Raw genomic sequence first — 12572 nt, forward strand, 5'->3', positions numbered from 1 at the left:
CCAACTCTGTATTCCAAAATTACCTTACTTAAAACAATGGTCGCTGCATCTGTTTCATTAGAATCACTATGTGTAAATAGTATAAGAATGCTGGCTGTAGATGCAGTAAATAAATCTAATAGCGGGCATCCTGGCTTACCTATGGGTTGCGCTCCTATGGGTTACGCATTATGGCACAATATCCTCAATCACAATCCCAATAATCCAAAGTGGTTTAATAGAGATCGCTTTGTATTATCAGCGGGACATGGGTGTATGTTGTTATATTCTCTTCTGCATCTGACTGGATATAAATCAGTTTCCATTGAAGATATTAAAGAATTTAGACAATGGGGATCTAAGACACCTGGACACCCAGAAACATTTGAAACTGAGGGTGTTGAGGTAACAGCGGGGCCATTAGGGGCAGGAATTTCCAACGCAGTTGGTTTAGCAATTGCAGAAGCACACTTAGCAGCTAAATTCAATAAAAAAGATTGCGAAATTGTTGATCATTATACCTATGTAATAATGGGAGACGGTTGTAATCAAGAAGGGATTGCCTCTGAGGCATGTTCACTTGCTGGACATCTTAAGCTTGGAAAATTAATAGCTCTATATGACGATAATCAAATCACAATTGATGGACGTACAGATGTTTCATTTACAGAAGATGTTTTAAAAAGATACGAAGCTTATGGATGGCATGTGCAACATGTTGAAGATGGTAATCATGATGTAAAAGGGATTACCAAAGCTATTGAGAGTGCGAAATCTGTAAAAGATAAACCTTCACTAATCAAAATTTCTACAATCATAGGTTATGGGTCACCAAACAAGTCAGATACTGCAGGGATTCATGGAGCTGCGGTAGGAGAAGAAGAAGCTTCCTTAACAAGAGAGTTTTTAAATTGGGAATATCCTCCCTTTGAAATACCTGAGGATGTATATTCTCAATTTAGACAAGCTATTACTAAAGGTGAAGAGTCTGAAAAAAAATGGAATTTAAAATTTCAAGAATATCAAAACACATATCCCTCTGAAGGAGCAGAATTCAAAAGAATGATCCAAGGTGAATTACCAGAGAACTGGGATTCAGATCTGCCTTCATATACTACAGATGATAAGGGTCTCGCAACAAGAAAACATTCTCAAATATGCCTAGGAGCTCTTGGGCCTAATCTTCCTGAATTAATTGGAGGATCTGCGGATTTAACTCACTCTAATTACACAGATATAAAAGGAGAAACAGGCTCATTTCAGGCACATTCTCCAGAAAAGAGATACTTACATTTTGGTGTAAGAGAGCATGCTATGGCAGCAATATTAAATGGAATTGCTTATCACGATAGTGGATTAATACCTTATGGAGGGACTTTTCTTGTTTTTGCAGACTATATGAGAGGTTCAATGAGACTATCTGCTCTCAGTGAGCTGGGAGTTATTTATGTACTTACTCATGATTCAATTGGAGTAGGCGAAGATGGTCCAACACATCAACCTGTTGAAACGATCCCCTCACTAAGAGCTATGCCAAATATGCTTGTATTTAGACCTGGAGATGGTAATGAAACAAGTGGTGCTTATAAGCTTGCTATTAAAAACAGAAAAAGACCTTCTGCTCTTTGCCTAAGTAGGCAAGCCATGCCAAATCAAGAGAATACCTCTATTGAAAAAGTTGCATTAGGTGGATATATAGTTTCCGATTGTGAGGGGACTCCTGATGTAATATTTATCGGTACTGGTAGTGAACTAAACCTCTGCATTGAAGCAAGTAAAGAAATCTCAAAATTAGGTAAAAAGACTAGAGTTATTTCCATGCCTTGCGTAGAACTATTTGAAGAGCAAGATGCTTCTTATAAAGAAAGTGTCTTGCCAAGTAGTATCAAAAAAAGAGTTGTAGTTGAAGCCGCCCATTCATTCGGATGGCACAAATACACTGGACTTGATGGAATTTGTATTACTATGGACAGGTTTGGTGCATCAGCTCCTGGTGGAAAATGTATGACTAGTTTTGGATTTACAGTTGAAAATGTTGTAAAAAAGACTAAAGATATTTTATAAAATTAAACTAAACTGAAGTATCGCATTTTGTCAGTTTATTATTCAATTCATCAAGAGTTTCATCAGAAATTTTGGAATTCATTGGGCAATGATTAGGTCCACACATTGAGCAAAACTCAGCTTTTTTAAATATTTCTTCTGGCAAGGTTTCATCATGGTACTGTTTAGCCCTTTCAGGATCTAAAGACAGTTCGAACTGTTTGTTCCAGTCAAAATTATATCTTGCATGACTTAGCTCATCATCTCTATCACGAGCACCTGCTCTATGCCTGGCTATGTCAGCTGCATGTGCAGCAATTTTATAAGCTATCAAACCTTCTCTAACATCTTCCGCATTTGGAAGACCCAAATGCTCTTTAGGAGTGACATAACATAACATCGCAGTTCCATACCATCCTGCCATGGCTGCACCTATCGCACTTGAAATATGATCATAACCTGGAGAAATATCTGTAACTAATGGGCCTAGAACATAAAAAGGAGCTTCTGAACATTCTTCCATCTGTTTTCTAACATTGAACTCAATCTGGTCCATAGGTACATGTCCTGGTCCTTCAACCATAACCTGAACATTATGAGTCCAAGCTCTTCTTGTAAGTTCACCCAATGTTTTCAATTCAGCTAATTGCGCGTCATCTGATGCATCATGTAAACATCCTGGTCTAAGTGAATCTCCTAAAGAAAAAGTACAATCATATTTTTTGAAAATTTCACAAATATCATCAAACCTTGTATATAGGGGGTTTTGCTTGAAATGATGCAACATCCATTGAGCTAAAATTCCTCCACCTCTGCTTACGATGCCAGTAATTCTTCCTTTGACTTTAGGTAAATGTTCTATTAATAAACCAGCATGAATGGTTTGATAATCAACACCCTGCTGACAATGCTTTTCGATAATGTGTAAGAAATCATCCTCTGTTAATCTTTCTATCGATCCATGCGCACTTTCTAAAGCTTGATAAACCGGAACAGTTCCAATAGGAACAGAAGATTCTTTGATTATTGCTTGTCTAACCTCATCAAGATTTACTCCTCCTGTGGATAAATCCATAACTGTATCAGCACCATATTTTACTGCTAATTTAAGTTTCTCAACTTCTTCATTAATATCACTTGCATTGGGAGAAGCACCAATATTTGCATTGACTTTGCATTTAGAAGCAATCCCAATTGCCATTGGTTCAAGATTTACATGATTTACATTAGCTGGAATTATTAATCTGCCCCTTGCAACTTCTTCCATAATTAATGAAGGTGGAAGGTTTTCTTTTTTAGCAACATAATTCATCTCTTCAGTAATATGACCATTTTTAGCGAAATTCATTTGAGTAATATTCTTCTGCCCAATACGTGGCTGTATCCAGGAATTTCGCATGACTTTTAAGATTTAAATTGTTTATTACTAGAGTTCGATCAAATTGAAACTTTCCTGCGTCAGTTTTAACTGTTTCAGGTTCGAAGGGTATGATCTCAGCTAAGTAATTGACTTAGCACCCCTAGTTATATTTAAAAATAGCTCTTTTTAATAAAAAGTCATCTTATATTCTCAAAAAATATAGAAAATATTTTTATTTAGGTTGTTTATAAGATTTTATTTTGTTTAAGATTTTTTTCCTCTTAATTCCTCTACTAAATTCTTTTTCAGAAATTATAAAAATTCCCATCAAACCAATTGGTATATAAAAAATCCTCTTACTTTCTTGCCTTGATAAGAATCCTATTATTGATAAAAGAATCATTAAAGGTGCCGCAAGTGAAAAGATATTAACTTTTTTAAATTTCATTTATATATCTTTATCCCATTAATTATTTAATTTTACTATAGATTCAGTTATTACTTTAACCCCTACACTAATAGCTCTTTCATCTGGATCAAATTTTGAGCTATGTAGTGGAGCGCAACCTTTCTCACCTGAGACACCAAGCCTAAACATTGCTCCAGGAACTTCATTTAGAAATTCAGCAAAATCTTCAGCACCTAAGGATGGTTTTTGTAATTCAATAACATTTTCATGACCTAAAATGCTAATTGAGGAGTCTCTTAAAACCTTATTTATTACATAATCATTATTTACAGGTGGGACAATCTCCCTGAATTTTACTTTAGCTTCAGCCCCACAACTCCTTGCTATAGAGGAAATATTAAAGTTAAGCCAATCACCCATATCCCTAAATAATTTCAAATTTGTACATCTTATTGTTCCAGTTAAATTAACCTTTTCAGACAAAATATTATATGCATTTCCCCCATTTATTTTCCCAAAGGTAACGACGACAGGATCTAGAGGATCTAATTTTCTAGTTATTGCTTCTTGAATACCAGAAATCACTTTGGATGCTGCCCATATAGCATCTACACCTTCGTGAGGTCTCGCACCATGTGCTGATTTTCCTAATATTTCAACTTTAAGTTCGCCTGCCGCTGCTGTTAGAATTCCTTCTTTAATCCCAATAGTCCCTACCAATAAGTCAGGGAAAACATGCACTCCTAAAATTTGTTTTAACCCAATAGTCACGCCATCATCAATCATCCACCTAGCACCGCTAGCAATTTCTTCAGCAGGTTGAAAAATTATTCTTGTCCCAAATTTAAGGTTTAAATCCTTAATAATTTTCGCCACACCCAAACCAATACATGTATGTAAATCATGTCCACAAGCATGCATGATGCCATCAATTTTTGAAGAAAAACTTAAATTAGTATTCTCGTATATTGGAAGGGCATCCATATCAACTCTCAAACCAATAAAACCTTTATCTTTTGGTCCGAAATCAGCTACAACCCCAGTTTTCCCAACTGATTCTGTAACTCTCCCACCAATGTTTTTAAGATAACCACTTATTAAAATTGCCGTTTGATTTTCTAAGCCACTTAATTCTGGATGAGCATGAATGTGCCTCCTCATATTAATAAGTTCATCCTTGATTGAATCAATTTTTTTTAACAATTTATCTCTTTCCATTTATTATTTCAGAGCTATAAATTTCATCAAATCTTTCGTTGGTTTTTGAGGCCATCTGCGAACGTTTATTAACCATTTCTCATCAGCATATCTTGAATCTAATTCCGTAACTACAATCCAGTTACTTTCAGCTTCACCAGACATGCCTTTTGACCAGTCCAAGGCTGTTAATGCTGCTCTCGCATCAGCAAAAGTTGGATAACGTCTGATCAAATTTTTTAATTCTTTTTCACTCTCTTCCATATTTCCTAATTGGTAGTCAGCCAAAGCCATACTTGATCTTGCCATAGCAAAACCAGGATTTGATTCTGAAGCTTTAAAAAACAAATTCCTTGCACTCTGCCAATTTGACAAAGACCCTTCAACATTAGCAAAATTATATAAAGCAGAAAAATTATCTTTATCTTTTGAGATTACATATAAATAATCGTTTTTTGCCTGTAACCAGAGCCCTAAAGATTCTTCTGCTATCCCTCTATTTATATAAGGATCAACCTCACCTGGATCTAACTCAATGGCTTTATCTTGATCCTCTATTGCACCTTTAGGATCACCATTAACAAGTTTTATATTTCCTCTATTACTTAAAGCTGCTGCATCATTAGGAAATAATTCCAAATACTTATTCCATTGCTTTAACGCGAGATTAAATTCTCCACTGGAGCTTAAATTTAAAGCATTTTTAAATAAATCTTCCTGTGGGCTTAGTGAATAACTAGGAGTGACATATACGATATTGATTAAAAAGCAAATCAATAAAAGATAAAGCTTAATCTTTCTAATACTTTTCATTTCTGGAACTAATGTATTTTTTTCCTAAAGATGTAAGTTTTCTTCCTCGGGGGGTTCTCATAATAAATCCAATTTGAATTAAATATGGCTCAACTACAAACTCTAACATTGATGATTCCTCTCCCAAACCTGCAGCAATTGAATCTAAGCCAATCGGATGATTATTATTAAGGTTTAAAAAAGACAAAAATTTCCTATCTATGTTATCCAAACCTTTATTATCTATTTTTTGAGAATTTAAAGCTTTTTCGATTATCTCCAAAGAAATTTTATTTGTATTTTTTATAACCTGAGCATAGTCTCTTACTCTTTTTAATAATCTCAAGGCAATTCTTGGAGTACCTCTAGAAATCTTTGCTAACGCGCTACAAGCATCATTTTCTAATTGAAGATTAATCAAAGTAGCAAAATTAAAAATTATTTGGTGCAATTCATCATTTGAATAAAGTTCAATTTTGTGACATAGTCCAAATCTATCTCTAAGAGGAGCACTAATTGATGCAAGTTTTGTTGTAGCCCCAATCAGAGTAAATTTCGGTAAATTAATTGTTCTGCAGCGAGTCCCTCTATTAGCTCCCATTGTTAGATCCAACCTAAAATCCTCCATTGCAGAATATAAAAGCTCTTCAGTTAATTTATTTAAACGATGTATTTCATCAATAAATAAAATCTCTCCTTCTTTTAATCCAAGAAGTAATCCCACAATATCCCTTGGCCTTTCAAGTGAAGGTGCACTTGCTACTTTACATTTTGTATTCATCTCATAAGAAATCAATAAAGCTAATGTAGTTTTTCCTAAACCTGGTTGGCCATATAAGAGTGTATGTTCTAATGCCTCTTTCCTATATTTAGAAGCCTCTATAGCTATTTTTAACGAAGATTTAATTTGCTCTTGTCCAATAAATTCTTTAAAGGAATTCGGCCGAGCTAAATTTAAATTTTTGTTTATTTTTTCTTCAGCAATTATCTTTGAATCAACTAACCTCAGCTCTTTTCTTGAGCGAGGAATATTAGATTCATCTAAACTTGAAGAAATTATTGCCATAATTAAAGATTAATGGCAATTGTTCTTTGGGGAAAGATTTTTTACAACTGCAATGGCAAAAGTTTCAAACAAAGCAAATAAAATCATAAAAAAAGAAGCGGTTTTTAAACGACTTTCAGAAAATCGATATGCAAAATTTCAGTATGAAATACTTGAAACAATCGAAGCTGGAATTGAACTTTTAGGAACTGAAGTAAAATCTATAAGAAACGGCAGTGTAAATTTAAGAGACGGGTATTGTTCTTTCAGAGATGGTGAAATACTTTTATTAAATGTTCACATATCACCACATAAAAATGTGGGCCCTTTTTTTAATCACGACCCATTACGAAATAGAAAATTATTGTTGCATAAGAAAGAAATAGTAAAGCTTAAATACAATACTGAAAAAAAGGGATTAACTATTATTCCCTTATCTATTTATTTAAAAGGGTCATGGATTAAATTAACCATTGGAATTGGTAAGGGTAAAAAATTGCATGATAAAAGACAAGCCGATAAACAAAGGGATATTAAAAGAGAAATAAAAACTGCTCTTAAGAGATAATAAAGGATATATTTCTTTAGATAATTTAATCAGAGTCTAAACTAACTGAATCGGGTGGAGGAGAAGGATCTGGATCAGCAATTAACATATGCTGCAAGACAGTTTCAGGCCTTTCGCTATCTCTCCAGCGAATTCTATAAGCAGGCATCTTAGTACCTCTACTTGTAGTTTGTTCAACTGGTTCCATAACCCAGCCTCTTCTTGATCGGCCTTGAGGATTTCTTTTCACTACTGCATCTGCGTGCTTGAAGCGGAAACCAACACGTTCACCACTCATTTAAAAATTTTCGTATTGGATCAGTTTTTATTTTACTTCATTCGAGGTTGATTTTTCAGATTTAGTAGAAGTTATTTCTGGTTTTAACAATGGGAAGGTTATGACATCTCTAATTGAAGGACTATTTGTAAGTAACATGATAAGTCTGTCAATTCCAATTCCTAAACCTCCTGTGGGCGGCATACCTATTTCTAAAGCTTGTAAAAAATCTTCATCAATACAATGTGCTTCAAGATCACCGGCATCTCGCAAAGATTGCTGTAATTGCATTCTCTTCCTTTGATCAACTGGATCTATTAATTCGCTAAATGCGTTAGCAAGTTCGCGGCCTGCAATAAACAACTCAAATCTCTGAACCATCTCTTTATTTTCAGGATGAGGTCTTGCAAGAGGAGAGATTTCAATTGGATAATCGATTACAAAAGTTGGTTCGACGAGTTGAGATTCAACCTTTTCCTCAAAAACTTCATTTAAAAGTCTGCCTAAGGTATTTATTTTTGGAGAAATTTCAATATTACTTTCCTCTAAATCCTTCATAGCTTTATTCAAATCACCATTAAAAGAATCAAAATCAATCCCTGTATATTCCATAACAACATCTTTCATTGATATTCTTTTCCAAGGCTTTGAAAAATCAATTACCTTTTCTTGATAATTTATAATTAAGGAATCACAACAACTTAATACAATATCTCTGATCAGATCTTCAGTTAAATTCATCATATCAATGTAATTAGAGAAAGCCTGATATATTTCCACTGAGGTGAATTCCGGATTATGCTTTGTACTTATCCCTTCATTACGAAAAATTCGTCCTAACTCATATACTTTTTCAAACCCTCCTACCACCATTCTTTTAAGATGTAATTCCGTAGCTATTCTTAAATACAATGGTATGTCTAAGGTATTATGATGAGTAATAAATGGCCTAGCTTCAGCCCCTCCAGCCTCAGATTGAAGGATCGGTGTTTCTATCTCTAAAAAATTTTTTTCATCCAACCACCTTCTTATTAGACTGATACACTTTGCTCTTGTTTTAAATACATTTTTTGACAACGGATTAACTATTAAATCCAAATATCTTTGCCTATACCTTTTTTCTATATCTGTTAAACCATGCCATTTATCAGGCAATGGCTGTAATGATTTGGACAACATTTCCCACTTGGATACTTTTATTGAAAGTTCCCCTTTATTAGTTTTCTTAATAGTTCCATAAACACCAATCCAATCTCCAATATCTACGATTTCTTTAAGATCTTCAAAAGAAAGTAGTTTTGCATGAATTTCAAAATCATCAAGAATTTTTTTTTCTAAATAAAGCTGAATTTTCCCTTCTTGATCAGCAATAGTATAAAAAGCAATTTTTCCCATCACTCTTTTTGCTAAAACTCTTCCCGCGATAGCAACATCTAAGTTAAAATCTTGACCATTTTCTAAATAGCCGAATTTCTCAGTGAGAAATTTAGTAGAATGAGTTATTTTAAAAGTTTCTGCGTAGGGTTCAAATCCTTTCTTGACTAGTGAATTAGCTTTTAATAAGCGAGCCTCTCTAATTTCAGACAAAATTTAATTCAATATTTATGTTTTATTTAATCAAACTATCAGAATAAGTATCAACTTGCCAAAGATGTTGCTTTTTCTCCAACTCTTTGCGAAGCATAACCTATTCCTCTAACAGTAAGTATCAACTCAGGATTTCTTGGATCTGGCTCTAACTTACCCCTTAGCCTAGCCACATAAACATCTACAACTCTCAAGTCAGCTGCTCGTCTTGGAGGATATCCCCAAAGCTGCTCTAGTATTTCAGCTCTTGGAACTACCTTACCTGGCTCATCAAATAATAATTCAAGAAGACTAAATTCAGTATAAGTTAAACTAATTCTTTCTCCAGCCCTAGAAACTTGCCTTCTATTAGTATCAACTACTAGATTTCCAAATTTCATAACTCCTTTTCCAGAAGGAACCTCTTTAGTTTCAGTAACTGTAATACTAGGACCCATACGCCTTAAGATTGTGGCTATTCTGGCTTCTAATTCCTTAGGACTAAACGGTTTTGACAAGTAATCATCAGCTCCTAAATCTAGACCGGCTACTCTTTCAGAGATAGCCTCTAGAGCAGTTAAAAATATTATAGGTACAACTGATTCAGCTCTGATTCTTCTACAAACTGCAAATCCATCCATTTTTGGAAGCATTACATCAAGAACTATTAAATCTGGAGATTCTCTGTGAAAAGCCTCAAGAGCCTCTTCTCCATTGGTGGCTTGGTGAACTTGATATCCTGCTAATTGAAGTCTAGTAACTAATACTTTCAAAACAGCTGGTTCATCATCAACAACTAAAATACTTGCTTTTGACATCGGGAAAATTTTTTTTGCTGATATTTCAAGGCAAATTTATTTTGCAATGAACATCTTATTAATATAATCTAACAATTAAAAATATAACATTATGTACCTTAAATGATAAATTCCTTAAATTTACAAAATTATTTTATTTTTGAAAAAATCCATTATTACCTTTTAGAATCTATTATTCATCTATAAAGCTTATTAATTTGTCCCTTCCTTTTGATTTTTGGAAGAGCCTAAAGAGTAAGGAACATATTAATGGAGCTAATAAACCGGTTATAAAAACTTGAGCAAAAATATTTTTTAATATTGGTAAATACAAAAAAATATTATGGTTATACCAATACTTGAACAAGGCTTGAAAAAAATATAGCGAACCACAAAAAAAACATGCAATAGAACAAATTAAACCAAATCTGAAATGCCCTACAAAAATATTATTTGAAATACTTAACTTTCCAAACCATATTCCACATAAAACCAATCCGGGAATTTGTGTGAAATTACTATCAAGACTCAATGAATCTAAAATAAGTCCTAAAAATAAACCAATTATTAAACCATTAAATGATCCATAGATCATAGACCATGGCAATAACCAAAATAAAGGCCAATAAGGCTGAACTCCTAAGAATTCCAACCAATTAGGATCCCAAAAATAAACTATTGGTATAAATAAAAAGGAAAATAAAGATATTTTTTTTTTAAAGTATTTTCCCATTTAAATTTCAACTTTTAAGATTTGTACCCAATCAATTGCTTGAGGTTTTCCTAAAAGCAAAATATTCGCTGTTTTTTTTGCTTTGAATTCTTCATCAACAGATTGAATAATACCTATGGGAATATTGGGAGGTAACAAAGTGCTTGCTGGGGAAGATAAGACAAAATCTCCCACTTTTATATCGATATCCTTATTAAAAAAAATCACTTTTGGATAATCATTTCCAGAACCGACTAATAATCCATGCATCTGAATCCTTTCAACCCATACTCCCACTTTACTTTCAGGAGAAGTTAATAATCTTACTGTCGAAGTAAATAAAGAAGTATTCTCTACTCTTCCTAATAAGCCTCCTGGACCAACAACAAAACTCCCAATTTCTACTCCGTCTTTTGCACCTTTATTTAAGATAATTTGCCTCCAAAAACTGCCGGTTTTTCTTGAAATAACACTCGCTGAAATACTTTCAGAATCAGACAATCTTTGTAGAGATAAAATTTCGCGTAATCTTTTATTATCTTTCTCCAACTGTTTTAATCTGATCAAAAACTCTTGTTCAACACTTTTAGTTAAAACTTCCCTTTGATATTGTCCTGGCCAAAAAGGTTTTGAAATTAAATAATAAAAATCTTTATATAAAGATCCTTTTGATATTCTCACAAAAAACAAGAACGATAAAAATATAAATAAACCCCAATTTTTCTTTTTATTCCACCAACGATTAGTTGATATTCGTCGAATATCTAACATTCAACTAATCTCTAATCGCATTCCTTATAAAATCAGGTGTATCAACAACTCTCTTGAGTTTTTTGAAATCGTCCAATACCACTCCACAACCGTTAACTACGCATAGTAATGGATTCTCTGCAATATGCGTAAAAATTCCAGTTTCATGGCTAAGCAAATCACTAATCCCTCTTACAAGAGCTCCACCTCCAGCGAGCATAATTCCTCTATCAACTATATCTGCCGCTAATTCAGGAGGAGTTCGCTCCAAAGTTCTTTTTACAGCTTCAACAATTTTGGAAAGAGGATCAGCCATAGCCTCTCTAATTTCTCCAGAGGTTAAAGTAATAGATCTTGGCAAGCCAGATAAAAGGTGTAAACCTCTAACTTCTATAGAAGTATTATCAAATTCATCATCTGGAAATGCGGAGCCAATTTTGATTTTAATATCTTCTGCAGTTCTCTCACCGACAACTAGATTATGTACTTTTTTAAGATAAATTGCTATCGATTCATTAAGTTCATCACCTGCTATTCTTACAGATTCGCTTAGGACCGTTCCGCCTAGACTTAAAACTGCTACTTCAGTAGTTCCACCCCCAATATCAACAATCATGGTTCCAATTGGTTCAGTTACTGGCAATGAAGCTCCTATAGCTGCAGCGACAGGTTCATCAATCAAATGAACCTCTCTAGCCCCAGCTAATCCAGCTTCTCTAACAGCTCTTCGTTCAACACTAGTAACCCCACTCGGAATACCAATAACTATTCTTGGAGCTAAAATTCCCCTTCCTTCATTGCATTTTTGAATAAAAGTTTTTATCATTTGTTCTGCCGCATCAAAATCAGCAATAACTCCATCTCTCAAAGGTCTCACAGCTCTTATATTTCCTGGGGTTCTTCCAAGCATTAATTTTGCTTCTTCACCTACGGCCAAAGGAACTCCCTCTTCAAGATCCATAGCTACTACTGAGGGTTCTTGTAGAACCACACCTTTACCTGATACATGAATAAGAGTATTAGCAGTACCCAAATCAATCCCTATATCCCTAGAAAATTTAAATCTGTTAAAAATCACAATAAGAAATCTATTAAACA

General features: G+C 33.9%; 13 protein-coding genes and 1 riboswitch. Of the genes, 2 read left to right on the forward strand and 11 right to left on the reverse strand.

The window, feature by feature from the left end; all coding sequences use genetic code 11:
- The first annotated feature begins 36 nt into the window (after positions 1-36).
- Entirely contained in the window at positions 37-2043 is a 2007-nt protein-coding gene (tkt, locus tag TX50_RS08615) for a transketolase (RefSeq protein ID WP_011133237.1), read from the forward strand.
- 7 nt (positions 2044-2050) lie between these two features.
- On the opposite strand, the gene thiC is transcribed toward tkt, so the two are convergent.
- The 5 genes from thiC to ruvB all read right to left on the reverse strand — a co-directional run bounded on the left by thiC (position 2051) and on the right by ruvB (position 6846).
- Positions 2051-3421 carry a phosphomethylpyrimidine synthase ThiC gene (thiC, locus tag TX50_RS08620; protein ID WP_011133238.1) on the reverse strand — a complete coding sequence of 457 codons (1371 nt, stop codon included), beginning with the start codon at positions 3419-3421 and terminating at the stop codon, positions 2051-2053.
- Between the two features lie 34 nt (positions 3422-3455).
- A riboswitch (TPP riboswitch) is annotated at positions 3456-3554 on the reverse strand.
- Positions 3555-3614: 60 nt separating this feature from the next.
- On the reverse strand, positions 3615-3830 hold the full coding sequence (locus TX50_RS08625) for a DUF3188 domain-containing protein (protein WP_011133239.1): 216 nt from the start codon (positions 3828-3830) through the stop codon (positions 3615-3617).
- A gap of 18 nt (positions 3831-3848) precedes the next feature.
- Positions 3849-5009, reverse strand: a complete 1161-nt coding sequence (locus TX50_RS08630) for an amidohydrolase (RefSeq protein ID WP_011133240.1) — start codon at positions 5007-5009, stop codon at positions 3849-3851.
- Between the two features lie 3 nt (positions 5010-5012).
- Positions 5013-5801 (reverse strand): tetratricopeptide repeat protein, encoded by a 789-nt coding sequence (locus tag TX50_RS08635; RefSeq protein ID WP_011133241.1) that lies wholly within the window; start codon positions 5799-5801, stop codon positions 5013-5015.
- On the reverse strand, positions 5788-6846 hold the full coding sequence (ruvB, locus tag TX50_RS08640; protein ID WP_011133242.1) for a Holliday junction branch migration DNA helicase RuvB: 1059 nt from the start codon (positions 6844-6846) through the stop codon (positions 5788-5790). The genes TX50_RS08635 and ruvB overlap by 14 nt, the downstream gene beginning before the upstream one ends.
- 52 nt (positions 6847-6898) lie before the next feature.
- Between ruvB and smpB the strand changes: the two genes are divergently transcribed.
- Positions 6899-7393, forward strand: coding sequence for an SsrA-binding protein SmpB (smpB, locus tag TX50_RS08645; RefSeq protein WP_036930740.1), 495 nt, complete (start codon positions 6899-6901; stop codon positions 7391-7393).
- A gap of 25 nt (positions 7394-7418) precedes the next feature.
- On the opposite strand, the gene TX50_RS08650 is transcribed toward smpB, so the two are convergent.
- The 6 genes from TX50_RS08650 to TX50_RS08675 all read right to left on the reverse strand — a co-directional run bounded on the left by TX50_RS08650 (position 7419) and on the right by TX50_RS08675 (position 12552).
- Entirely contained in the window at positions 7419-7670 is a 252-nt protein-coding gene (locus TX50_RS08650) for a hypothetical protein (RefSeq protein WP_011133244.1), read from the reverse strand.
- Positions 7671-7697: 27 nt separating this feature from the next.
- Positions 7698-9236 (reverse strand): lysine--tRNA ligase, encoded by a 1539-nt coding sequence (gene lysS, locus TX50_RS08655; protein WP_011133245.1) that lies wholly within the window; start codon positions 9234-9236, stop codon positions 7698-7700.
- 50 nt (positions 9237-9286) lie between these two features.
- On the reverse strand, positions 9287-10033 hold the full coding sequence (rpaB, locus tag TX50_RS08660; protein WP_011133246.1) for a response regulator transcription factor RpaB: 747 nt from the start codon (positions 10031-10033) through the stop codon (positions 9287-9289).
- Between the two features lie 172 nt (positions 10034-10205).
- Positions 10206-10745 (reverse strand): hypothetical protein, encoded by a 540-nt coding sequence (locus tag TX50_RS08665; RefSeq protein ID WP_011133247.1) that lies wholly within the window; start codon positions 10743-10745, stop codon positions 10206-10208.
- Positions 10746-11495 carry a rod shape-determining protein MreC gene (gene mreC, locus TX50_RS08670; protein WP_011133248.1) on the reverse strand — a complete coding sequence of 250 codons (750 nt, stop codon included), beginning with the start codon at positions 11493-11495 and terminating at the stop codon, positions 10746-10748. It lies immediately after the preceding gene.
- A 4-nt stretch (positions 11496-11499) separates the two neighbouring features.
- Positions 11500-12552, reverse strand: a complete 1053-nt coding sequence (locus TX50_RS08675) for a rod shape-determining protein (RefSeq protein ID WP_011133249.1) — start codon at positions 12550-12552, stop codon at positions 11500-11502.
- Positions 12553-12572: the final 20 nt, after the last annotated feature.

Origin of the sequence: Prochlorococcus marinus subsp. pastoris str. CCMP1986 (assembly GCF_000011465.1) — a bacterium.
Taxonomy (GTDB): domain Bacteria; phylum Cyanobacteriota; class Cyanobacteriia; order PCC-6307; family Cyanobiaceae; genus Prochlorococcus_A; species Prochlorococcus_A pastoris.